Consider the following 22,955-nt stretch of genomic DNA (forward strand, 5'->3'; position numbering starts at 1 on the left):
GCCGTCACCTGGGCTGCGGGCCGACGCCCTCGCCCGCCAGCGCCTGGACGATCTCGGTGACCCGCCGCACGCCGTGCCGCAGCCGCCGGAAGTATGTGGCCCGGCTGCGCCCCAGCCGTACCGGCTCACCGACTCCGCTGTGCAGGTACCGCCAGGTCAGCGCCTGTGCTGCCTCGACGTCCTGGGCCGCGCCGGAGCCGCCGAGCAGCTCCACGGCCGCGCGCAGCAGCCCGGCCAGCGCCGTGCCGGACCCGGTCACCGGCAGCGCCGACAGCGGGCTGGTCGCCAGCCGGCCGGGCCGGTGCAGGTCGGCCAGCGCCTGGCGGACGTACCGCTCCCAGTCGAAGCTGGTCCCCGGGCCGCCCGCGCCGAGCCGGCCCAGCCACGACGGCAGCGCCTCGACCGCGAAGTCCTGCAGGTAGATCCGGTTCATCCGGCCGCACCGGTAGACGTCGTGCCGGGTGTCTCCCTGGTGGACCATGCCCAGCTGCTCGCACAGCCGCTGGTACGGCAGCCACGGCGTGGACACCAGCACCCGCTCGGCCGCCATCCCGACGGCCAGGGTGTGCCGCAGGATCGCCGCGTGCACGGCCGGGTCGTCGTCCCCGCTCACCGCGAGCCCCACCAGCACCCCGCCGGTGCCGTCCGGGTCGGCGCGCAGGGCGCCGGTGTGCTGCTGGAGCAGCAGTTCCAGCGCGGGCGTGGCGGACTCCCGCAGGGGAAGCACGTTGGACAGCCCCAGTGCCTCGCCCTCGGGCCCGACCGCGAGGTAGAACCCGGTCGGCTGGCAGGCCCACCAGGTCTCCAGCATCCGGCCGCATGCCTTGGCGTCCAGGTGGCCGCGCCGCGCCCAGTGCCGGGTCAGCCGGACGATGTCGGCCTCGTCGCCGGGTTCGGCGGGCCGGATCCGGACCCTGGGTTCGGCGGCAGGGAAGAGCGTCTCGCGGATCACCGGGTCGTCGACCAGCGCGAGCGACGGGCCGACGATGCCGACCTGCTCGCGGCGGTCGCGGCGGGTGGCGGCCTGCCGCATCCGGTGCTGCACGCCACCGGCCAGCAGCGACTGCCGGGCCAGCGGGCGCCGCCAGCGCGCCCCGAGGTCCAGCAGCGTCCGGTACGGCTCCCGCAACGCCAGCCCGATCTCGTCGCGGCGTACGACGCTGAGCTCGGCCAGCCGGTCGAACTCGGCGGCCGTGGCGCCGACGAGCCGGGCCAGCATCTCCTCGTCGGCGCAGCCCAGCGTGGCCAGAGCGGTCAGCGCCTCGTCCGCCGCGGCCGGTCCCTCGGTCGCCAGCCGGCGCAGCACCTCGCGGGCCGCGGGTGCGGCCAGCGCGCCCCGGGCGTCGGCGGGGACCCCGCTGAGCAGCGCCCGGGACAGCTGCCCGGCGACCAGCGGCAGCCCGCCGGACAGGGACGCCACCGCCCGCAGTTCGGCCGGCTGCCGCAGCCCGGCCTCCCGGGCCAGCGACTCGATCGACGCCGAGCGCCACGGGTCCAGCCGGACGGTGACCGGCGGCTCGCCGTCGGGCCAGTCCGGCCAGGCCGGCAGCGGGCGGCGGCTCAACGCGATCCAGCGGTCCGCGGCCGGGGCGGCCGACACGGTCCGCGCCAGGCGCATGACGGCGTCGGCGTCGTCCACGCCGTCGACGACCACGGCGTCGCCGGTGTCGAGGCCGGTCAGCATCAGGGTCTTGCCGACGCCGAGCGGGCCGAAAACGTTGATCAATGGGCGGTCGGTCCCGCGCAGGGCGGCGAGCACCGCCGCGCGTGCGGCCACCTGGCCGTCCCTCAATTCCATCGCGCTTTTATCGCCACGCCAATCGATGGTGTCAACCGGCGCCGACCTGCGGTTTGAGACTGGGCTGAGACTGTCGACTCGCGATGGACACCGATGGTCCGATGTGGCGGCACGACCACCGATCAACCTTTCCCGGAGGTATTCCATGCACGTACGCCACGCTGTCGCCCGCGGCCTGGGCCTGGCCGCACTCATCGCGGGCACGATCGTCGGGGTGGCCGCCGCCCCGGCCGCCGCCGCCCCCGACTGCATCGTGATCAAGGACATCTCGTACTACAGCGGCCAGATCCTGGCCGAGGCCGACTGGTTCTGCTACTCCACCGGCCAGAGCACCCCGTGGCCGGTCGCCATCCAGCGGCAGGACGCCGCCGGCAACTGGGTCACGCTGGCCAGCGGCACCGGCTCGGCGTCGTACTCCTGCGTCGGCACCGCGACCAAGACCTACCGCACCGGCGGCACCGTCAAGGACCGCAGCGTCACCGCCGCCTGCGGCTGACCCCGCAACGCTCCCCACCAGGGGGCGCCGGCCGCGAAGGGGCGCCGCGCCACACCCCGTTTTTTATCGACGCTGGCCTATCCAGAGGACAATCTTCCAAGATCCGTGCTCTAGATAGGCCAGCGTCAATGCTGGGCGGAGCGGGCGACCCCGACCGCACCCGGCCCGACCGCCCGACAGCCCTGCCACGCCACGCCACGCCACGCCACGCCACGCCACGCCACGCCACGCCACGCCACGCCACGCCACGCCACGCCACGCCACGCCACGCCACGCCACGACCGACAATGAACCCATGGCGACCCAGTACGCGACAGTCGACGACTACCTGGCCGCACAGCCGGACGACGTCCGCGACGTCCTGCTCCGCATCCGCCAGACCGCCCTGTCGGCGATACCCGGCAGCGCGGAGCGGATCAGTTACAACATCCCGACCGTCACCCTGGACGGCGGGAACGTCCTGCACTACTCGGGCTGGAAGAACCACGTCAGCGTCTACCCGGTCCCGAACGGGGACGAGGCCCTCGATCGGGACGTCGCGGCATACCGGGCGGGCAAGGGGACGCTGAAGTTCCCGCTCGCCGGACCGGTCCCGTACGAGCTGATCGCGCGGGTGGCCGCCGCCCTGGCCGAACGGCGCCGCAGGGAGCATCCGCGCGGCTAGCGTGGACTGGTGCCCTAACTCTGCGACGGACGGGGGACCGATCATGGGCGGGCCGAGTGTGCAGACGCTGCGCGACCAGGTCAAGGGCCAGGTCGTCACGCCAGACGACGCTGGGTACGACCAGGCGCGCGCCGTGTACAACGCGATGATCGACCGGCGCCCCGCCGTCGTGGTGCGCTGCACCGGGGTGGACGACGTGCGGGCAGCCGTGGACTACGCCCGCGAGAACGGGCTCGACCTGGCCGTACGCGGCGGCAGCCACAGCGTGCCCGGGTTCGGCACGGTGGACGGCGGCGTGGTGGCCGACCTGTCCGGCATGCGGGCCGTCACCGTCGATCCCGGCCGCGGCACCGCGCGGGCCGAAGGCGGCGCCACCTGGGGCGACTTCAACGCCGCAACCGGCGCCCACGGGCTGGCCACGACCGGCGGCATCATCTCGACCACGGGCGTGGGCGGGCTGACGCTGGGCGGCGGCATCGGCTACCTGGCCCGGGGCATGGGCCTGTCCTGCGACAACCTGGTGTCGGCCGAGGTGGTGCTGGCCGACGGCAGGATCGTCACCGCCGACGAGAAGCAGCACGAGGACCTGTTCTGGGCGCTGCGCGGCGGCGGCGGCAACTTCGGCGCGGTGACCGCGTTCGAGTTCCGGCTCGGCCCGGTCGCCGAGATCTACGGCGGGCCGATGTTCTTCGAGCTGGCGGACGCGCGCGAGCTGCTGCGCTTCTTCCGCGACTTCATCGCCGACGCACCCGAGCAGTACGGCGGCTTCCCCGCGTTCCAGATCGCGCCGCCGCTGCCGTTCATCCCCGAGGACCGGCACGGGGAGCCGTTCCTGGCCGTGGTCAGCTGCTGGACCGGCGACCACGCCGAGGGTGAGCGGGTCGTCGACCGGATCCGGGCGGTGGCGCAACCGGTGGCGCAAATGGTCGGCCCGATGCCGTACGCGGCGCTGAACTCCGCGTTCGACGCGCTGGTGCCGCCCGGCCTCCAGCACTACTGGAAGGCCAACTTCGTCGACGAGCTGACCGACGACATCATCGACGCGCACCTGCGCTTCGGCCCGAAGGTGCCGGTGGTCAACTCGACCGTGCACATCTACCCGATCAACGGGGCCTGCCACCGGATCTCCCCGGACGCGACCGCGTTCGCCTACCGGCAGGCCAACTTCGCCACGGTCATCGCGGGCATGTGGCCCGACCCGGCCGACAACGACGCCAACACCGCCTGGGTACGCGACTACTACGCCGCCACGGCGCCGCTGTCGGAGGAGGGCGGCTACGTCAACTTCATGGCCGGCGACGACCAGGACCGGGTGAAGGCGAACTACGGGGGCAACTACGCGCGGCTGGTGGAGGTGAAGCGCGCCTACGACCCCGCCAACCTGTTCCACCTCAACCAGAACATCCGGCCGTAGTACGGGGCAGCGCGCGGCGGAATCGGCTGCGAGAATCCGCCGCGTGCCGCAATCCCACCGCAGACCGGTCGCCATCCCGCTCGCGCTCGCCACGACGCTGTTCGCGTTGGGCGTCCTCGGCGTCGCCGACACGGGCGTGCTGGGCGGTGCCGTGGTGAACCACGGCCGTCACGTGTACCTGCTGCTGTTCAGCGAGTATCCGGAGTGGATGCTGTTCCTGGTGCTGGTGCTGCTGACGGCGGCCGCCGCCGTCGGCATCCGGACCCACTGGGTGCGGGTCACCGTGTCCATCATCGCCGCCCTCGCGCTGCTGGCCAGCCTGAGCCTGTGCATGATGTTCGCGGCGGCGCGCGGCATGACGGGCGAGTCCGGCGCGACGACGGTCGCCAAGTCCGACGATTTCGCACTGGTCCGGTACAACCGGGCGAAGTTCATCTACTCCGACGACCTGGTCTTCAGGTTGCGCAGCCGCGACGGCCTGCTCAGCTACGAGAGCGGCTACGAACTCGCGTGCTTCATCTCCCCGTCGTCCGGGGCCGATCCGGAGTGGCTGTTCCAGGACGCGAGCCTGACCGGGCCCGACACCGTACGGGTCGTGGCGCAGGACGGCGCGGTCTGGGACGTCCGGTTCGACCCCGGCACGCTGCGGCCGGTGAACCCGGTCGACCGGTGCACCGGCGCCCCCGACCCGGTCGGCTCAGACTAGGTCCGCTCCGGGTCGGGTGCCGGCCGGAACCGGCTCTAGCAGCCGGAACCGGCGCTGGACCAGCAGTAGAGGTGCTCGTCGGCGGCGCGGGCGCGCCGGGCCAGCCCGGACAGCGCCTCGATCGTCGTCACCATCTCGTCGTCGCGGGGCGGCTCGTCCCAGTTCAGTTCCTCGACCTGCCCCCACCGCGCCGACAGCGCGGTCATCTGGTCCGGGGCGATCCCGGCGAGGGTGTCCCGGGTGGCGTCGTCGAGCGCGACCACCGACAGGCCGCGGCTGCCGGAGCCGCGCCACAGGAGCTCGAAATCGACGGTGCCGTTGTCGCCCCGCGCGAAGCCCACCAGGTAGCCGAGGATCAGCACCGGGTCGATCATCTGCAAGTCGACGGCGTCAGCGGGCGAGTCCGGAACGACGACGGGGCCGCCGTCCAGATCCTCGACGAGCCGGACGGCGGCGGCGTCGTCGGCCGCGCGAAAATAGTCGAACAGCATTGCCTCACTTCACCATACGGCTGCGACATCCGCATCACCGCCACGGCCGATGGAGCGGATCACGGCGTGCGGCGTCCCCCGTACGAGGCGATCAGGGCGTCGACGACGGTCTCCGCGTCGGCTTCGGCGACGTCGGCCGGATACTCGGGCAGCAGGTCGTCCCAGACGATCAGCCACGACCCGAAGAACTGGGCCTGCCCCTCCGGGCGGGCGAAGAACCAGGTGTGCAGGTGCGCGGCGCCGTCGCCGAAGCGGTGGACGTGGGCCCGCGTCACGCCGGGCAGGGCGCCCATGTGGCGGGCGACGTGGGCGCTCAGCCGGCCCAGCTCGGCCGCCAGGTCGTCGGGCAGGTCCTCCAGGTCGTGGTGCGCCCGCGGGTGCAGCATGAGGACCAGCGGCACGGCCACGCCCGGAATCCGGGTCAGCCGCCAGTGGTCGTCGAACCAGATCCCCTGGTCCTGGCGGCGGCACGAGTTGCAGTCGGCGGGGTCCTCGCCGTGGCGGGGCTGCTCGGGCAGGACCGGCGGCCGCAGCGGCGTGACCCGCAGCCCCTCCTGCTCGAACGGGCTGATGTCCCATCCGGTCATCCGGGCCAGGGGAAGCCGCCGGTCGCCGTCGGCGGCGGCGAGCGCGTGCGCGTGGAACTCGTCAGGTCGCAAAGCCATGGGCCGAACACTAGTCAGCACCGAGCACGGGCACCGCCCCGCTTGCGAGGACCAGCTCGGACGATAGCCATATGTCGCAATACGGACAAATGGGGTGTACCGGGGGTCTGCATAGGTCGATCATCTGCGGCAACGACCGAGTTGCGCGGAGGTACACCATGTCCCGTCGACTCACCCGCCGGACCGCCCTGATCAGCGCCCTGGGCCTGGCCGCCGCACCGCTGCTGCCCGGCCGGGCCGCCGCCGCGCTCGCACCGCTGCGCCTGGGCCTGCTCACCAGCCCGGCCGACAACCAGCTGCTGTTCGGGGTGCAGCAGCGCGCCGCCGCACTGGGCGGCGGCGGCGCGCACGGCATGGCCACCCCGATCGAGTTGCTGACCCAGGACGTCGGCCAGACCGCGACCTCGGCCCGTGAGGCGGTGTCCCTGCTGCTCGACCGGGGGGTGCACGGCATCGTCGGCCCGGCGGCGGGCTGGCTCGGCGAGGCGGCGGCGGCCGAGGCCGACCGCGCGTGCACCCCGATCGTGCTGCCCGCGCCGGGTGCGGCCCCCGAACTGGCGTACGCCTTCCGCAGCGCGCCCACCGACGCGCAGATCCACCGCGCCCTGTTCACCGCGATGACCGGCGCGGGCCAGCGGGCGGCAGGCGTGCTGCGCCTGGCCCCGCGCGACACCCCGGCGCTGCGCGACACCGTCGCCGCCGAGGCCGCCGCGCGCGGAGCCTGGGTGGCCGCCACCGAGCTGCTGCCCGCCGACGCGGCCGGGCTGGCCGACCGGATCGCGGCGCTGCTGGCCGCGACCCCCGACGCGCTGCTGCTGGACCTGCCCGCCGCGCTGGCGGCCCAGGCCGTCACCGCGGCCCGCGCGGCGTCGTGGACCGGGCCGGTCTTCACCACCCCCGACGCGGTGCAGCCCGCGTTCGGGCAGCTCGCGGGCCCGGCAGCCGAGGGGGTACGCGCGGTCAGCCCGTGGCTGCCCGTCGCCGCCGAGGCGCCCGAGGCGCTGCCCCAGCTGACGGCGGTACGCCGGTTCGCCGAGCGGCTGGCGGGAGCAGGGGGTCCGGCCGACCCGCTCGCCGGGTACGCCGCCGACGCCGTCACGCTGCTCAACCAGGCGTTCCTCGGCCACCGCGACCGCCGGACCGCTCGCGAGCAGCTCGAATCCACCTGCTGCATCGGCGTGACGGGGATCTACAACATGATGGCCGACGACCACGTCGGCCTGGCCCCGGAGGCACTGATCCCGGTCACCGCCCACGACGGCGGCTGGACCACGGCCGCGGCGCCACCGGCGGCCACCCCACCCGCCCCGACCCAGACCGCTGAACCCACGCAAGACCACTGAAGTTGCCGGGCAATCGGGCACTCGGCAGGTGCGCGAGTGCCCGATTGCCCGGCAACTTGGGTGAGGGAAGAGGGGCCGGTGGGAGGTCGGCGTTCTCCCACCGGCCCCGGTCTGTCAGCCGATGAGCTCCCATTCGGCGAGCTGGGTCTCGGCGGCGCCGTGGTTGGCGGTGATCTGGATGCGGTAGCGCTGGTACGCCGTGGGGCTAGCGACGACGAAGGCCCGGGTCTGGCGCCGGTCCGCGAAGTCGATGTTCGTGCGGGTGTCCACGGTGGTCCAGGTGACGCCGTCGTTGGAGCCCTGCAGCGTCCAGTTCTTCGGGTCCCGGCCGGGGAGGTCGTTGGCCGAGGTCAGCGTGTACTGCTTGACGGCCACCGACGACGAGCCGGAGAACTGGTAGGTCAGGGTGGCCGTGTTGGCGAAGGTGAGCCACTTGGTCAGCGACGTGTCGTCGACCAGCTGGTTGCGGCCCTCGCCGGTGCCGTTCTCGCCGCTGACGGTGATGGTGCCGCCGGTGGCCCGGTCGGGCATCCGGACCGGCGCGCCGGTACCGGTGGTGATGGAGGCCGGGATGTCGCCGGCGCCGGTGCCCCAGCTCGACGGGTTCGGGCCCATCACGAAGGACAGCGTGCCGCCCGCGAGCAGGTCGGCGTGGGTGATGTAGTTCTTGGTGTACGCGACGCCGTTGAGCGTGGCGCTCTGGATGTAGCGGTTGGTGTCGCTGACGCCGGGGGCGTTCACGGTGAAGGTGCTGCCGTTCTCCAGCGTGATGGTGGCCTTGGGGTGCAGCGGCGCGCCGATGGTGTAGTCGGTGCTGGCCATGCGGGCCGGGTAGAAGCCCAGCGCGCTGAAGACGTACCAGGCCGACATCTGGCCGTTGTCCTCGTCGCCGAGGTAGCCGTTGCCGGTGGCGGTGCCGGGGCCGTAGAGCTGGGTGAGCACCTGGCGCACCCGGTTCTGGGTCTTCGACGGCGTACCGGCGTAGTTGTACATGTAGATCATGTGATGGATCGGCTCGTTGGCGTGGGCGTACTGGCCGAGGTTGGCGTCGTAGGCCTCGCGCATCTCGTGGATGACGCCGCCGTAGCAGCCGACCAGGTAGTCGCGGGGTGCCGCGAAGACCGCGTCGATCTTGGCGGAGAGCTGGGCGCGGCCGCCGTACAGGTTGGCCATGCCCTGCGGGTCCTGCGGGGCCGGGGTGGCGTAGTGCCAGGGTGCGCCCTCGGTGAAGTCGCAGCCCCACTCGTTGGGCTTGAAGTTGGCGTCGGTGGTGCGCCACGCGCCACTGGTCTGCCTGCCCCGGAAGAAGCCGACCGACGGGGACCACAGGTTGGCGTAGTCCAGCGCCCGGTTGCGGAAGTAGGCCGCGTCCTCGGTCTTGCCCAGGGCCTGGCCGAGCTGCGAGATGCCGAAGTCGTTGACGGCGTCCTCAAGGGTCCACGAGGCCGCTTCGCTGCGCACGTCGGTCGGGACGTACCCCTTGAAGGTGCTGACCTCGATGCCGTTGCGGCCGTTGGGGTTGTAGTCGGTGTAGACGGTCGCGTTCTTCACCGCCGAGGCGTACGCGGCGTTGTAGTCGAAGTTGCGGATGCCCTTGATGTAGGCGTCGGCGAAGGCCAGGTCCTGGTTGCTGCCGACCATCGCGCCGACGTTCCACGGCCCGGACCAGCGCGGCGTCCAGCCGCTCTGCTTGTACGCGTTGACGAACCCGTCCAGCATCTCGCCCGACTTCGTCGGGGTGAGCAGCGTGTACAGCGGCCACGCGGCCCGGGAGGTGTCCCAGAAGCCGTTGTTGACGTACATCTGCCCGTCGTGGACGACGTTGTCGTACGGGCTGAAGTGCCGCCGTACGCCGCCGACCAGCTCCGAGCGGTTGTTCGGGTACATGTACGACCGGTACAGGTTCGAGTAGAACGTGATCAGCTGGTCGTTGGTGGCGCCCTCCAGCTTCACGGCACCGAGGGCGCTGTCCCACAGGGCGGCGGCCTCGTCGCGTACCGTGTCGAAGCTCTTGGTCCCGACCTCCTGCGACAGGTTGCTCTGCGCCTGCGCGACGCTCATGAACGAGGTCGCCATGCGCAGCGTGACCTTCTCGCCCGCGCCGGTGGCGAACCGGATCCAGCTCGTCACCCCCTGGCCGGTGATGACGCCGGAGGACGCGATCGCCTTGTCGACCGTGGCGTAGACGTACATCTTCTGGCCGCGGTGGGTGATGTCACCGGAGATCACGCGGTTGGCGGTGTCGACGTTCAGGGCGCCGGTGCCGCTGTCGATGGTGTCGAACAGGATCATCGACTCGGCGGCCGACGGGAACGTGAACCGCATGACGCCCGCGTGGTCGGTGGGCGCCAGCTCGGCGGTGATGCCGTACGTGTCCAGCTGCGTCTTGTAGTAGTGCGCCTTCGCGACCTCGTTGGCGTGGCTGTAGGTCGACTGGCGCGCGGCGGGCGTCGACTTGACCGCACCGGTCATCGGCATGACCTGGAGCTGCGCGTAGTCGCCGATCCAGGGGCTGGGCTCGTGGCTGACGCCGAAGCCCTGCACCGTGTTGTCGGCCCACTCGTACAGCCAGTTGTCGCTGTTGCCCTTGGTGAACGGGGTCCAGAAGTTGAACCCGTGCGGCACGGTCGCGCCGGGGAAGGTGTTGCCGCGCGAGTACGAGGCGCCCTGGTTGTTGGTGCCGCGCCGGGTCTCGACGTAGTCCGACAGCCGGCCGGCGGCGTTGGCCGCGATCTGGATGTCGTCGAAGTAGCCCCGGAAGGTGCCGGTGTTGAGCGGCTGGTCGTAGCCGATCAGGATCTGGTCGACGGTCTTGCCCGCGACGTTGGCGCCGATGTTGGACGTGACGAAGTTCCAGACGTCGAAGCTCAGCACCGAGCCGCTGCCCTGGAACGTCGGGTGCACCCGCACGCCGTGCTGGTCGACGGCGCCGGAGTCGCGCAGGTGGGTGCCGTCGGTGAACAGCAGGTCGACCGCGACGTCCAGATGCCCGCCGGACTGCGGGAACACCCAGTACGACAGCGTGGTGGTCGGCGAGACCGCGACGTCGACGTCGAAGATCCGCTGGTACGAGTACGACGACGTGGTGCTCAGGTCGTTGCCCGAGTACATGAGCGACGCCGTGCCCGTGTGCCCCCGTTCGCTGCGGGTGCCGCTCTCCATCGCGGTGAGCGCGCAGCAGTAGCCGCCGACGTTCGCGCTGGCCTCGCTGGTGTTCGTCCAGGTCGGCTGGACGTCACCGGCCTCGAAGCCGGAGCTGAAGTCGCTCGCCGCGGCCGAGGCCGAGGTGGGGACGCCGACCGCGAATCCCACTGCCAGCGCGACGATCCCGAGCCACACCTGTTTGCGCCGGAATCCGGACATGGTTCACCTGCCCGATCATGAAGAAGTCCGTGAACGCGAGTGATCTTGCACCCGCGTGATGCTGCATCGAGATTGAACGTTATTGACATCGATGTCAACATCTGAAATAACTCCAAAACGGACCGGCGTTCGATCCGATCTCGATCAGATCGGGTGACGGGCCGATGACCAGCGTGTTACGTGCCCGTCCCCCGAACCCGGAGTCCACATGACCGCCCGCCCGAGAGCACTCGCCGCCAGAGCCGTCGCCGCCCTGGCCGCCTGCCTGCTCGCCACCGCACTGATCCCCGCCACCGCGGCCCAGGCCGCGCCGGACTTCAGCACCAACGAGGCCGGCAATCCCTTCGCCGACGGCTGGTACGCCGACCCGGACATCGCCGTCTACAACAACACCTACTGGGTCTTCCCGACCACGTCGAAGGGCTACAGCGAGCAGACCTACCTCGACGCGTTCGCCTCCACCGACCTGGTCACGTGGACGAAGTACCCGAACGTGCTGACCAAGGCGAACGTGTCCTGGGCGTCGTACGCGATGTGGGCGCCCGCGCCCGTCGCCCGCAACGGCAAGTACTACCTGTACTTCGCCGCCAACGACATCCAGAACAACTCCAGCCTCGGCGGCATCGGCGTGGCCGTGGCCAGCCAGCCGCAGGGCCCGTACAGCGACGCGCTCGGCCGGCCGCTGATCGGGCAGTTCTACAACGGCGCGCAGCCCATCGACCAGGACGTCTTCATCGACGACGACGGCCAGGCCTACATCTACTACGGCGGCTGGGGCCACGCCAACGTGGCCAAGCTCAACGCCGACATGACCAGCCTCGGCACGTTCAGCGACGGCAGCACGTTCAAGGAGATCACGCCGTCGGGCTACGTCGAGGGCTCCCAGATGTTCAAGCGCAACGGCAAGTACTACCTGATGTGGTCCGAGGGCGGCTGGACCGGCCCGGACTACTCCGTGTCGTACGCCATGTCGACCTCGCCGACCGGCCCGTTCACCAAACTGGACAAGGTGCTGGCGCAGGACGCGGCCGTGGCCAAGGGCTCCGGGCACAACTCCGTGGCCAACGTGCCCGGCACCGACATCTGGTACATCTTCTACCACCGCCGCCCGCTGGCCGAGACCGACGGCAACCACCGGCAGCTCGCCTACGACCGCATGTACTTCAACGCCGACGGCACCATCCCGCGCATCAGGATGGGCGTGAAGGACAACTTCGCCGACGGCAACGCCCTGGGCTGGAAGACCTACGGCGGCACCTGGTCGGTCAGCGGCGGCCGCTACGCCGCGGGCAGCTCGCTGGGCGGAAAGGCGCTGCTGGACACCAACTTCGGCGATTTCACCTACGACGCCGACGTGACGGTGACCTCGGGCAGCGGCGACGCGGGCCTGCTGTTCCGGACCAGCGGGGCGGCGGTCGGCACCGACAGCTACAACGGCTACTACGCGGGCATCAGCCCGGCGGGCCGGGTCGTGCTCGGACGCGCCGCCAACAACTGGACCCAGCTCGCGACCACCGCGCTGACCGTCGCCGTCGGCACCAGCTACCACCTGCGGGTCACGGCCGTGGGCACCTCCATCAAGGTGTACGTCGACGACATGGCCACCCCGAAGATCAGCACCACCGACGCGACCTACGCCTCCGGCGGTGACGGCGTACGCGTCTTCAACGCCGCCGCCGCGTTCGACAACGTCTCGGTCGGCCCGGCCGTCGGCGCCGGGGTCAACCTCGCGCTCAACCGCCCCGCCACCGGCACCGCCGCGTGCGCGGCGTCGGAGGGGCCGGAGAAGGCCGTCAACGGCACCGTGAACGGCGGCAACTCCGACAAGTTCTGCTCGAGCGCGGCCGGGGCGTGGCTGCGCGTCGACCTGGGCAGCAACCAGACGATCAGCCGGTTCGAGGTCGCGCACGCGCAGGCGGGCGGGGAGTCGGCGTCACTGAACACGAAGGCGTACACCATCTCGGTCTCCACCGACGGCACCACCTGGACCCAGGTCGTGAACGTCACCGCCAACACCGCCGCGACCACGGTCCACCCCGTCACCGGCGTCGCAGCCCGCTACCTCCGCCTGACCGTCGGCACCGCCACCCAGACCACCGACACCGCCACCCGCATCTACGAGTTCCGCGCTTTCGGGTGAGCGCAGCAGTTTCGGGGAAAGTGCTGGAATCTTGACGCGCTTTCGTGCACTTTCCCCGAAACTGCACGATGACCGCAGGGGTCAGGAGGTGGTCGTGGCGACGACCGGGCCCAGGCGGAGTACGCCGTCGTCGAGGGGGGTGCAGCGGACGCCGCCGCGGCCGCGCAGTGCCCGCCAGGCGCCGGGGCCGATGACCGCGTCCATCCAGGCGCACGGCTTGGCGGCGCGGTTCACCCGCAGCCGCACCGGGCCGTCGCCGGAGTCCAGCGACAGCACCGAACCGACCAGGCTGTCCACGTCGATGCCCGCGACCAGGATGTTGCGGCGCACCTGCGCCAGCCCTGCACCGGGCGGCAACGACTCCTGCGCGATCACGGTGATGCTCGCGTCGCGGTGCGCCTGCCTGCCGAAATAGCGGTCGCCGACGATGCCGAGGCCCGCCCGGATCCGGATCTGGCGGACCAGCTCGCCCGGCGGGGCCGGTTCGGGCCCGTCGGCCGGGCGGCCCTGGTAGCGGCGTACCGGCGAGGCCAGCAGTTCGACGATCTCCGGCACCCCTTGATTCTAATTCCGGACGTGGACCGGCCCGTCCCGCCCGGACGGCCCGTGGTGCGAAGTGACCAACGTCAGTAGATTGTCGCTGGACTTCCTGTCCCTGCTGGACTTCGGCGGCATGGAGGAGCGGTGGCGAGATCCGCTGAGGCGGCGCGGCGCGATCTGCCGATCTACTCCGGCACGGTCGCCGGGGTGCTGCTGGCCTGTCCGGCGTTCCTGTGGCTGGACTCGCCCGACGCCGTGTGCGCCGCGATCGGCCCCACCTGGGCCATGGCGGTGATGTTCGCCGGATTCGCCGCCGCGGTGGCGGCGTTGCCGGTCGGCATCGTGCTGATGGTGGCCCAACGCCACGCACGCTGGCTGTTCGCGCCGCTGGCGCTGCTGGCCGTGGCGGTCGAGGCGGTCGCCGCGGCGCAGCTGCTCGGCGACGTGGACTGCGTGGCGGGCCACGCGCCCATCAGCTGGGTCATGGGCCTGTTCGCGATGCTCGGCGGGTTCGGGCTGTGCGGCCTGGCGTACGCCGTGATCCGGACCGACCCGCCGCCTCAGCCCTGAGCTCGCCAGACGCCCGGCCGTGGCGCGCGACTATGGTGATCTCCATGGACAGCTCGGACGCCGGGGACGGCACCGCCCGCACCACCCGCACCGCCGACACGCTGGCACAGGCCCTGGCGGCGCTCGGCGTGCCGGTGGCCGGACAGCCCTCGGACGGCGACGTCCCGGCCCTGCTCGGCGTGCTGACCGCCGTGGTGGAGGCCGCCGTGCACGACCACCTCAACGAGGTGCGCGACCTTGAGCAGTTCACCGCGGCCTACGACCGTCAGACCGCCGGGCATCCGGTCTCGGCGGTCCAGCTCATCGCCCAGCGGCTGGGCGTCGCCTCCGACCAGCTGCGCCGGCCGTCGACGGCGGGGGGACAGGTGGTGTCCACGATCGCGGGCGCCGCCGACGCCGCCCAGTCCGCCCACGCGCTGCTCAGCTACCAGACCTTCCGCCAGTACGCCGACGCCGTCCGCGTCCCCGAGCAGACGCTCACCGAGACGCTGCGCATCGCCGACGAGTCCAGCACCCAGTCCCGCGCCCACCTCGACGCCGTCCTCGCCACCGCCCGCACCCAGGGCCTCCTCCCCTGACCCCACCCTCCCCGCGCCTTCCGGGCCGCCCCGGCCCACGCTTTCGGACCGCAGGGCGCGATCTCTCGTGAAGATCGCTGTCTTCGGTCAGATAGTCGCCAGATAGTGCGCAAGATGACCGCAAACAGCGATCTTCACCCGCACCACCTACCGTCCCAACCCACTCCCACCTGCGGCTACGCGTGTCGCGCCGCTCGGTGTCAGCCCGCGGGACCCGGCTCGGCAGGGCCGCCGGGTGTGAGAGCATCGAGCGCGTGACGACACCGCGCCTCGGTCCGGTCCGCCGCGTCGCCGTACTGGCCGACGTACACGGAAACGTCCCCGCGCTGATGGCGGTGCTCGACGACGTGCGGGCCACCGGCGCCGACCTGATCGTGTTCCCCGGCGACCTCACCTGGGGTCCGGAGCCGCAGACCACGTTCGACCTGATCCAGGACCTGGGGCGCCGGGCGGTGTGCGTACGCGGCAACGCCGACCGCGCCGTGGTGGAGCTGGCCCGGGGCGAGCGTGAGCACACGAAGCCGCGCGACCCGTGGATGCCCGCCCAGCACTCCGCCGAGGCGGTCGAGTTCCTGGCCGCGCTGCCGCTGAACGTGGTGGTGGAGATCGAGGGCCTGGGCGCGGTCCGCTTCTGCCACGGCTCGCCGCGCGACGACACCGAGTGCGTCACCCCGCAGACCAGCGAGGAGCGGTTCACCGAGCTGTCGGCGGGCGTGGACGAGCAGGTCATCGTCACCGGCCACACCCACCTCCAGTTCGACCGGCAGGTGGCCGGGCGCCGCAGCGTGAACCCCGGCAGCGTCGGCCTGCCGTACCACCTGGGCATGCCGGGCACGGCCTACTGGGCGCTGCTCGGGCCGGACGTGCAGCTGCGCGAGACCCGCTACGACGTGCAGGAGGCGGTCGACCGGTGCCGGATGACCGGCGACCCGAGCGGCGACACGATCGTCGCCCACCTGCTCACTCCCCCGACCCCGGACGAGATCATCGCCGACGCCGAGAGCCGCGTCTTCGCCGACTGACAGCGGCCCGGGAGCACCCGTTTTTCATCGACGCTGGCCTATCTAGAGGACGAATCGGGAAAAACCGTCCTCTAGATAGGCCAGCGTCGATCACAAGCCCCCTTCGCCGGTCAGGCGGGGACGGGTTCGCGGCCGTGTACCCAGTCGGGTAGCGGGGTGTCGGGGGCGGCGGTGTGGGTGGCGACGGTCTCGCCGGTGGCCTCGTCGACCAGGGCCAGGCGCACCGACGCGGGTTCGTAGCGCAGGCGGGGCACCGCGAACACCGCCGAGACGCCGCGCTCACCGTGCCGGCCGGTGAACAGCAGCAACCGCCAGTCCCCCTCGTCCCAGTGCTCGCGCAGGTCCGAGGTGAGCAGCGCGGCGGTGTCGCGCCATACCGGGCTGCGGTGCAGCTGCTCGACGGTCGAGGCGAGCGGGATGTCGAAGCCGCCGGTGGGCAGCGGGTGGGTGAGGCGTACCCGCAGCTGGCGCAGGTGGTCGAGCCAGTGCCGGTCGAGTTCGGCCGACAGCGCGAGCACCGCGGCGGCCTCGGCGACCAGGACGGCGGCGGCCGGGCCCGGGTTGTCCGCGAGTGCCCCGATCCAGCCGGTGGTGGCGGTCGCCGCCAGCACGCCGGCCGCGATGAGCAGCCCGGCGCGGGCGAAGGCGCGCCACCTGACGGGCGTACGGGCCGCCGACAGGCACCCGCACGACGACTCCGGCGCGGCCACCTTGGCGTAGCCGAGGTAGCCGGCGAACCCGGCGGTCAGGGCGACGGCGGCGTACCCGGACAGCGGGCGGGCGGCCGGGACCAGCAGCGCCACCGCGACGGCGGCCTCGACGGCGCCCAGGGCCCGGAACGCGGGCACGACCCGGGTCTCGCCGAGCAGCTTGGCCAGGGCGGTGCGGCGGGCGGTGGCCTCGGCCTGCGGGTGGGCCAGCTTGAGCCGGGCCGACCACAGCAGCACGGCCGCGAGCAGCAGCGGCTGCACCGCGGAGATCCACGAGAGCATGACTCCTCCTCGGGGGGGTGGGGGCGGGCGCCGTACGGGCACCCGCCCCGGGCGGTCAGTGGCCGTGCGTGCTCGCGTACACGGTGGCGATGTGGATCTCGTTGGTGTCGGGGATCCAGGCGCCGATGACCTGGACGTGCCGGCCCACCTTGAGCATCGACATGTCGGCCACGGCGGGGGTGGCGTTGTAGCTGACGGCGGAGCGGCCGGGCACCACGTGCCCGACGATGCGCTTGCCCTTGTGGTCCAGGTGGACCTGGTTCTTGCCGATGGCCGCGATGTGGGCCTGGAGGTTGACGATGTTGATCCAGACCGCGTCGGCGGCCAGGGTGCCGTCCTCCAGGCGCAGGCCCCGGGCGTAGAGGCCGTCGCCGACGGCGGCGGCGTCGATGCCGGTGGGGTGCAGCTTCCAGACGCTGGTGGCGTTGGTGATCCGGATGCGGTACAGCGCCGTGTCGGAGCCGGTGACGTACAGCATCCCGGCGGCGATGCCGGTGATGCGGCCCTCGGCGAAGTTCGGGTCGGGGGCGCCCGCGTCGATGGTCTGCGGGGCGGCGAACGCCGCTTCGGGGGCGAGCGAGCCGAGCGCGGTCGCGGCGACGAGGCTGGCTCCGCCGACGACCGCGGAGGTGAGCAGGCGGCGGCGGGCCAGGGTGTTGTCGGTCATGTCAGTGGCTCCCGTCAGGCCGTGATCGTGCAGGGCTGCAGGCCGGCCGAGAGGCTCGCGATGAGGCTGTACGCGGCCGGGGTCAGGTCGATGACCCGGTTGGTGCCGCAGACGCCGCCGCAGCAGGCGCGCTCGCCGCAGAACAGGTCGGTCTGCGGGCCGCAGTCGGCGATCGAGGTGGTGACGGACTTGCCGTTGCACCGGTTGGTGGTGGTGTGCTGGAAGCCGCAGCCGCGCCGGGCCATGCCGCTGATGCCGCAGCTGTCGGGGCGGGTGATGGCGTAGCACGCGTCCGAGGTGTTCGGCCACGCGTGCTGGCGGTTGCCGGAGTTGCAGGTGCCGCAGGCGCCGTGTCCGGCGGTGCCGCACGGCCCCCATGAACTGCCGCAGCAGAACCAGGACATCTCCCCAGTGAGAGCTGCCATTGAACGCCTCCTTCAAGGTGTGGGTTACCTCTTCGGGTCGGCGATGGGCCCATCGACGATGGGTGACATCCTGCGGGCTGCGCGAGAACGTCGTCAATCCATACCAAGAAATTTCTCGATTAAATATGAACCGTGACCTGCTGTCTTATTTGGGAAACGCCGAATGGCCCGGCGCCCTGCGGGCGCCGGGCGTGCTGACCGGTGATCAGCGGACGCGGCTCAGCAGAACCAGCCGTCCTGCACCCAGCCGTGGCGGTTGACGTGGCCGTAGGCGAAGCCGTAGATGAAGCCGCCGCTGCGCGGCCCCTGCACCGTGAAGGTCTCCCCCTGGTAGAGGGTGCCCATCCAGGCGCCGAGCGGTTCGGTGCGCACGAACAGCGACTGGGCGCAGACGGTCTCGCGCACGCCGACGCGGCCGTTGGCGGCCAGGGCGGGGGCGGGCACCGAGGTCAGCACGGCCGCGGCGAGTGCGGCGGCCACGGCCGCGCGACGCAGACTCACCATGAGTTGTAGCCTCCGATGCACTCGATGCGCATGTATCCCCAGTCGTTGGGGCCGAAGTCGAACGTGGCGGCCCAGCCGTTGTAGACCGGGTGCGCACCGGGCGTGTGCCCGATCTTGTCGCCGTAACCGAGGACCCGCTTGAGGCCGTACGGCCCGTGGGCGGAGTCGTAGTTGTCGTAGAAGCTGGCGCTCTGGCAGATGTTGATCGCGTGGGTGGGCACCACGACCGCCTGTGCGGCGGCACTGGAGGCGGTGACCAGCCCGACCGCGAGCAGGCACGCTGCCCCGGCCTTGAGCAGTCTGCGCATGGGTTGCCTTTCGGGGGGCGGCGGCCCGGCGGGGGGTCCGGGCCGCAGGCGGAACGACGGGGGCGTTGGTGAAAATTCTTGCCGACATTCCATCACCATGGGTCGGTTTCTTTCAACAGTTGTTTCGCACATGTCGATGAAATGCCATGGTGGCGGGCCCCATTTTCGCGGCACCCACGGTGTGTCGCGCCAGCCTGTGACCTGAACAGCCGGACGCGTACGGTGACCGCACCCATTACGGAAAGGAGTCGGTCATGTTACAACGTGCCCGTGCGACGATCTGCCTCATCAGCATGCTTTTCGTCGTTTTCGGACTGCCGAGCGCTGCAAGCGCGGCAACGCCGTACACGGTGACGCCGGTCAACGGGACGCTGAAGGCGTACAACATCTCGGCCGTCTACGTGGCCGGGGTCTCCTCCGGCGGCTACCTGGCCACCCAGCTGCACGTCGCCTACTCCGGACGGATCAAGGGTGCGGGGATCTTCGCCGCCGGGCCCTACTACTGCGCGCAGAACAACGCCAGCCAGGCCCTCAACGCCTGCGGCGACGACATCTGGTCCGACCAGCTGCCCACCCTGGAGGCCGACGCGTCACTGTGGTCGGGCTACGGCTGGGTCGACCCGATCGGCAACCTGTCCGGCGATCCGGTCTACGTGTTCCACGGCAACAGCGACACGACCGTGAAGAAGTCGGTCAACGACGACCTGGTCAAGTTCTACCAGCACTTCGGCGCCAGCGTGCAGTACGACTCGGCCACCTCGGCCGGGCACGCCTGGGTCACGCCGTACGGCACGGGCGCGTGCACGGTCACGGCGAGCCCGTTCCTGAACGACTGCGGCATCGACCCGCAGCAGGCGATGCTGGGCAAGCTGCTCGGCTCGGTCGGCGCCCGCAACACCGGCCCGCTCACCGGCAGCCTGATCAAGTTCGACCAGAGCACGTTCGCGACCAACGGGTGGGCGCCGGGCCTGAGCATGGGCAACAGCGGCTTCGCGTACGTGCCGAGCGCGTGCGCGGCCGGGCAGGCGTGCAAGCTGCTGGTCGCCCTGCACGGCTGCGCCCAGGGGTACGACGCCGTCGGCACCGCCTTCGTCGACCGCGCCAACCTGAACCAGTACGCCGACACCAACCGCCTCGTGGTGCTCTACCCGCAGGCCACCGCCTCCGGGGTGAACCCGTACGGCTGCTGGGACTGGTGGGGCTACCTCGGCTACACCAGCTACCCGATCCACGGCGGCCCGCAACTGGAAACGATCATGAACATGGTGCGCCGCCTCGACGGATGACCCGCCGTTGGGCGGCGCGCACCGGGGCGCACCGCTGATGTTCACGAGATGTTCGGCGCCCCCTACGCCGACCGTCCGATGCGGTCGGGCCGCAGCTCGTGACACATTTCGAACCATGACTCTGGTCGAGACCGCCGGCCTCGCGGCCCTCGTGGCGGTCGTCGCGGCAGGACTGGTCCTGAGCATCCGCGAGCAGCGCGCCCTCAGCCCGGGCCGAGGTCCGCTCCGGGTACGGGGTGCCCCGCACGGTCCGCATCCACTACCGCCGCGGCGGCAGCGGCCGGGCACCCTGGCGGGCGGGCCCGCTCGCGGCCTACCTCGGGGCGGGCGGGGCGGCCCTGGCGCTGCTGGTGGTCAACCTGACCGAGCCCGGCGCGCTCCAGAGCACCGGCACGGTGCTGCTGGCCCTGGTGGCGCTGCTAGGGCTCGGCGCGGCGGCCGGGGTGGCGGCGCTGTACGCGGCGCAGCGCACCGTCGTCGGGCAGGTCGTCCACCGGCGGATCTGGAACGGCGACGACGGCGGGCCCGACCGGTACTGGATCGCCGTCGACCACGACGGCCGGTCCACGAAGATCTCCGGTTACCGGGTCGACCGCGGCCAGTTCCGGTCCGTGATGGAGGGCGCGCAGGTGCGGCTCAAGGTCGCGCCGGTCGTCCGGTACGTCGCCAAGGTGCGGCCGCTGCGGCTGCCCGAGCCGGTCAACGCCTTCCCCGGCGGGCACGCGGCGCAGTTCCCGCACGGCCTGGCCGACCTGGCCGTCTCGCCCGAGCACGCCGCCGCCGTGCTGGACTGCCCGGTCGAGCCGTTCGCGTTCGCGGTCGAGCACACCGGCGGCCGCATGGCCGGGGTGCGCGCCTACGGGTACGTGCCACTGGGCACCACCGCCTCCGGCGACCGGCATCCCCACGCCGTCCTGGTCTACGAGGCACCCGACGCCGTCGCCGCCGACCGCCTCGGCCACCTGGTGAAGTACCTGGTCGTGGAGCCGTGGCTGGTCAACGGCCGCGGCGACGGGGCACTGTGCGTACGCGTCGACTACCACAGCCTGCCCACCGACCACCTGGCCCGCGAGGTGATCAAACAGGTCCGCAGGGGAGCATCACGGCGCTGACCTGCCGATTCGGGGCACGGCCGGGGCGGCGCGGCGGTAGACAGAGCAGGTGGAGCACGACCCGCGCCACCGCGCGCTGCTGCGGCTGCTGGAGCTGACCCACCTGGCCCGCGGCGACGACGTGGCCGGGTGTGTCAGCACCGCGCTCGCACCGCTGGACCTGGCCGCCACCTGCTACCTGGTCGACCAGGAGCAGCAGCAGCTGCACCCGCTGCCGGTGCCCGGCACCACCGTGGCCGCCCGGCCGCTGGCGGTCGACGGCACGGTCGCCGGACGGGCCTACGCGCTGGTCCGGGCGCAGCCCGGCGAGGGGCACCGCCGGTGGCTGCCACTGGTGGACGGCACCGAGCGGCTCGGCGTGGTCGAGCTGGTGCCCGGCCCCGCCGCCGACCTCGACGGCCTCGACGACTGGGCGCAGACGTTCACCAACCTGGTCGGCCACCTGGTCGCGGTCAAGCTGCCGTACGGCGACACGCTGCACCAGACCCGGCGCACCCGGCCCATGACCGTCGCGGCGGAGCTGCTGCTGGGGATGCTGCCGCCGCTGACCTTCACCGACGACCGGTTGGTGCTCAGCTGCCTGCTGCAACCCAGCTACGACGTCGGCGGCGACGGGTTCGACTACGCGCTGGACGGGCCGTACGCCCGATTCCACGTGCTCGACGCGATGGGCCGGGGGCTGAGCGCCGCCGTGATGGCGGTGACCGCGCTGGCCGCGATCCGGTCGGCCCGCCGCGACGGGCACGGGCTGGTCGCGATGGCCCGCGCCGCCGACGAGGCGCTGCGCGAGCAGTTCGGCCGGGCCGGGTTCGCCACCGCCGTGCTGGCCGACCTGGACGTCGACACGGGGCAGCTGCGCTACCTCAACGCGGGGCATCCGCCGCCGCTGCTGCTGCGCGCGGGCAAGGCGGTCCGCGAACTCGGCGACGGGCGGCGGCTGCCGCTCGGGCTCGACGAGGGCATCCCGGCGCTCGGCCGGGAGCAGCTCGAACCCGGCGACCGGCTGCTGCTGTACACCGACGGCGTCGTGGAGGCCCGCGACCCCGACGGCGACCTGTTCGGCACCGCCCGCCTCATCGACCACGCCGAGCAGGCCGCCCAGGCCCAGCTCCCCGCCCCGGAGACCCTCCGCGTCCTGTCCCGCCACCTCCTGGCCTTCCAGTCCGCCCCCACCCGCGACGACGCCACCCTCCTGCTCCTCGACTGGACCCCCACCCCGCCCCGCCGCGCCGTCCCCCCATCCCCCACCGCCGGCTCCCTCCCCAGTTGATCATGAACTTGTGGCACGGTTCGACGGCGTGTCATGGGCACAACCTCCTGATCGACAGCCCGCGGCGGGACCGGACGCCTACAGTGGGGGCGTGGCTGAGGTCGATCTCGACCGGCACTGGTACGGAGCCGACGACGCGCCGGTCACGCTGGTGGAGTACGGCGACTTCGAGTGCCCGTACTGCGGGGCGGCCGCGCCGGTGCTGCGGCGGCTCGTCGACACCTCCGGCGGGGCGGTGCGGCTGGTGTTCCGGCACTTCCCGCTGTTCACCACGCACGCGTTCGCGCTGACCGCCGCCCTGGCCGCCGAGGCGTCGGGGGACAAGTTCTGGCAGATGCACGACCTGCTCTTCGCCCACCAACACCGGCTCACCGACGCCGACCTGGCCGGCTACGCGCGGCAGATCGGTGCCGGCGAGGTCACCGGTGCGGCCGCGCAGGCCCACCGGCCCGAGGTGGAGGCCGACTACACCAGCGGCGTCGACGCGGGGGTACGCGGCACCCCGACACTGTTCGCCGACGGACGCCTGTACAGCGGAAAAGTCGAGCTCAACGCCCTGCACCGCGCACTCGGCCTCCCCTGACACCCGCCCACCGACCCG

The 22,955-nt window shown here is 72.0% G+C and carries 22 protein-coding genes and 1 pseudogene; 13 read left to right on the top strand and 10 right to left on the bottom strand.

Annotated elements, in window-relative coordinates; genetic code table 11:
- Positions 1–4: 4 nt before the first annotated feature.
- Complete coding sequence (locus Cs7R123_RS26795; protein ID WP_212830470.1) at positions 5–1,798, bottom strand: hypothetical protein; 1,794 nt, start codon at positions 1,796–1,798, stop codon at positions 5–7.
- Between the two features lie 145 nt (positions 1,799–1,943).
- Here Cs7R123_RS26795 and Cs7R123_RS26800 point away from each other — a divergent pair, with 145 nt between their 5' ends.
- From Cs7R123_RS26800 to Cs7R123_RS26815, 4 genes are all read left to right on the top strand, one after another.
- Entirely contained in the window at positions 1,944–2,294 is a 351-nt protein-coding gene (locus Cs7R123_RS26800) for a hypothetical protein (protein WP_212830471.1), read from the top strand.
- 295 nt (positions 2,295–2,589) lie between these two features.
- The gene (locus tag Cs7R123_RS26805; RefSeq protein WP_212830472.1) at positions 2,590–2,958 is read left to right on the top strand and encodes an iron chaperone; all 369 of its coding nucleotides are present in this window, start codon (positions 2,590–2,592) and stop codon (positions 2,956–2,958) included.
- Positions 2,959–3,001: 43 nt separating this feature from the next.
- Entirely contained in the window at positions 3,002–4,372 is a 1,371-nt protein-coding gene (locus Cs7R123_RS26810) for an FAD-binding oxidoreductase (protein WP_212830473.1), read from the top strand.
- Positions 4,373–4,415: 43 nt separating this feature from the next.
- Complete coding sequence (locus Cs7R123_RS26815; RefSeq protein ID WP_212830474.1) at positions 4,416–5,078, top strand: hypothetical protein; 663 nt, start codon at positions 4,416–4,418, stop codon at positions 5,076–5,078.
- Positions 5,079–5,113: 35 nt separating this feature from the next.
- Here Cs7R123_RS26815 and Cs7R123_RS26820 read toward each other — a convergent pair whose 3' ends face one another.
- Both Cs7R123_RS26820 and Cs7R123_RS26825 read right to left on the bottom strand, forming a co-directional pair.
- Positions 5,114–5,569: a hypothetical protein gene (locus tag Cs7R123_RS26820; RefSeq protein WP_212830475.1), complete on the bottom strand. Its 456-nt coding sequence runs from the start codon at positions 5,567–5,569 to the stop codon at positions 5,114–5,116.
- Between the two features lie 59 nt (positions 5,570–5,628).
- A complete protein-coding gene (locus Cs7R123_RS26825; protein ID WP_212830476.1) occupies positions 5,629–6,234 on the bottom strand; it encodes a hypothetical protein in 606 nt (201 codons plus the stop codon).
- Positions 6,235–6,392: 158 nt separating this feature from the next.
- On the opposite strand from Cs7R123_RS26825, the gene Cs7R123_RS26830 reads away from it, so the two are divergent.
- Positions 6,393–7,577, top strand: a complete 1,185-nt coding sequence (locus Cs7R123_RS26830) for an ABC transporter substrate-binding protein (RefSeq protein ID WP_212830477.1) — start codon at positions 6,393–6,395, stop codon at positions 7,575–7,577.
- Positions 7,578–7,691: 114 nt separating this feature from the next.
- Here Cs7R123_RS26830 and Cs7R123_RS26835 read toward each other — a convergent pair whose 3' ends face one another.
- Positions 7,692–10,940 carry a GH92 family glycosyl hydrolase gene (locus tag Cs7R123_RS26835; RefSeq protein WP_212830478.1) on the bottom strand — a complete coding sequence of 1,083 codons (3,249 nt, stop codon included), beginning with the start codon at positions 10,938–10,940 and terminating at the stop codon, positions 7,692–7,694.
- A 346-nt stretch (positions 10,941–11,286) separates the two neighbouring features.
- Here Cs7R123_RS26835 and Cs7R123_RS26840 point away from each other — a divergent pair.
- A pseudogene (locus Cs7R123_RS26840) lies at positions 11,287–13,080 on the top strand (family 43 glycosylhydrolase); the annotation flags it as partial.
- A gap of 81 nt (positions 13,081–13,161) precedes the next feature.
- On the opposite strand, the gene Cs7R123_RS26845 reads toward Cs7R123_RS26840, so the two are convergent.
- Positions 13,162–13,635, bottom strand: a complete 474-nt coding sequence (locus tag Cs7R123_RS26845; protein ID WP_212830479.1) for a molybdenum cofactor biosysynthesis protein — start codon at positions 13,633–13,635, stop codon at positions 13,162–13,164.
- Between the two features lie 129 nt (positions 13,636–13,764).
- On the opposite strand from Cs7R123_RS26845, the gene Cs7R123_RS26850 reads away from it, so the two are divergent.
- The 3 genes from Cs7R123_RS26850 to Cs7R123_RS26860 all read left to right on the top strand — a co-directional run bounded on the left by Cs7R123_RS26850 (position 13,765) and on the right by Cs7R123_RS26860 (position 15,790).
- Positions 13,765–14,190: a hypothetical protein gene (locus tag Cs7R123_RS26850; RefSeq protein WP_212830480.1), complete on the top strand. Its 426-nt coding sequence runs from the start codon at positions 13,765–13,767 to the stop codon at positions 14,188–14,190.
- Positions 14,191–14,234: 44 nt separating this feature from the next.
- The gene (locus Cs7R123_RS26855) at positions 14,235–14,768 is read left to right on the top strand and encodes a hypothetical protein (protein WP_212830481.1); all 534 of its coding nucleotides are present in this window, start codon (positions 14,235–14,237) and stop codon (positions 14,766–14,768) included.
- A 254-nt stretch (positions 14,769–15,022) separates the two neighbouring features.
- Entirely contained in the window at positions 15,023–15,790 is a 768-nt protein-coding gene (locus Cs7R123_RS26860; protein WP_244872168.1) for a metallophosphoesterase, read from the top strand.
- 110 nt (positions 15,791–15,900) lie between these two features.
- Here the strand turns inward: Cs7R123_RS26860 and Cs7R123_RS26865 are convergent, their stop codons facing one another.
- The 5 genes from Cs7R123_RS26865 to Cs7R123_RS26885 all read right to left on the bottom strand — a co-directional run bounded on the left by Cs7R123_RS26865 (position 15,901) and on the right by Cs7R123_RS26885 (position 18,686).
- Entirely contained in the window at positions 15,901–16,782 is an 882-nt protein-coding gene (locus tag Cs7R123_RS26865) for a MauE/DoxX family redox-associated membrane protein (protein WP_212830482.1), read from the bottom strand.
- Positions 16,783–16,837: 55 nt separating this feature from the next.
- The gene (locus tag Cs7R123_RS26870; RefSeq protein WP_212830483.1) at positions 16,838–17,449 is read right to left on the bottom strand and encodes a cell wall protein; all 612 of its coding nucleotides are present in this window, start codon (positions 17,447–17,449) and stop codon (positions 16,838–16,840) included.
- A gap of 14 nt (positions 17,450–17,463) precedes the next feature.
- The gene (locus Cs7R123_RS26875) at positions 17,464–17,874 is read right to left on the bottom strand and encodes a hypothetical protein (protein WP_212830484.1); all 411 of its coding nucleotides are present in this window, start codon (positions 17,872–17,874) and stop codon (positions 17,464–17,466) included.
- Between the two features lie 219 nt (positions 17,875–18,093).
- Entirely contained in the window at positions 18,094–18,378 is a 285-nt protein-coding gene (locus Cs7R123_RS26880) for a hypothetical protein (protein ID WP_212830485.1), read from the bottom strand.
- A complete protein-coding gene (locus Cs7R123_RS26885; RefSeq protein ID WP_212830486.1) occupies positions 18,372–18,686 on the bottom strand; it encodes a hypothetical protein in 315 nt (104 codons plus the stop codon). Before Cs7R123_RS26885 ends, Cs7R123_RS26880 begins: the two co-directional genes overlap by 7 nt.
- Before the next feature lie 293 nt (positions 18,687–18,979).
- Between Cs7R123_RS26885 and Cs7R123_RS26890 the strand changes: the two genes are divergently transcribed.
- The 4 genes from Cs7R123_RS26890 to Cs7R123_RS26905 all read left to right on the top strand — a co-directional run bounded on the left by Cs7R123_RS26890 (position 18,980) and on the right by Cs7R123_RS26905 (position 22,937).
- Positions 18,980–19,972, top strand: coding sequence for a PHB depolymerase family esterase (locus Cs7R123_RS26890; protein WP_244872169.1), 993 nt, complete (start codon positions 18,980–18,982; stop codon positions 19,970–19,972).
- A 236-nt stretch (positions 19,973–20,208) separates the two neighbouring features.
- Entirely contained in the window at positions 20,209–21,084 is an 876-nt protein-coding gene (locus tag Cs7R123_RS26895) for a hypothetical protein (protein WP_212830488.1), read from the top strand.
- A 49-nt stretch (positions 21,085–21,133) separates the two neighbouring features.
- Positions 21,134–22,354 (top strand): PP2C family protein-serine/threonine phosphatase, encoded by a 1,221-nt coding sequence (locus Cs7R123_RS26900; protein ID WP_212830489.1) that lies wholly within the window; start codon positions 21,134–21,136, stop codon positions 22,352–22,354.
- Between the two features lie 91 nt (positions 22,355–22,445).
- The gene (locus tag Cs7R123_RS26905; RefSeq protein ID WP_212830490.1) at positions 22,446–22,937 is read left to right on the top strand and encodes a thioredoxin domain-containing protein; all 492 of its coding nucleotides are present in this window, start codon (positions 22,446–22,448) and stop codon (positions 22,935–22,937) included.
- The last annotated feature ends 18 nt before the right edge of the window (positions 22,938–22,955 follow it).

The sequence above is a fragment of the Catellatospora sp. TT07R-123 genome (assembly GCF_018327705.1).
GTDB lineage: Bacteria > Actinomycetota > Actinomycetes > Mycobacteriales > Micromonosporaceae > Catellatospora.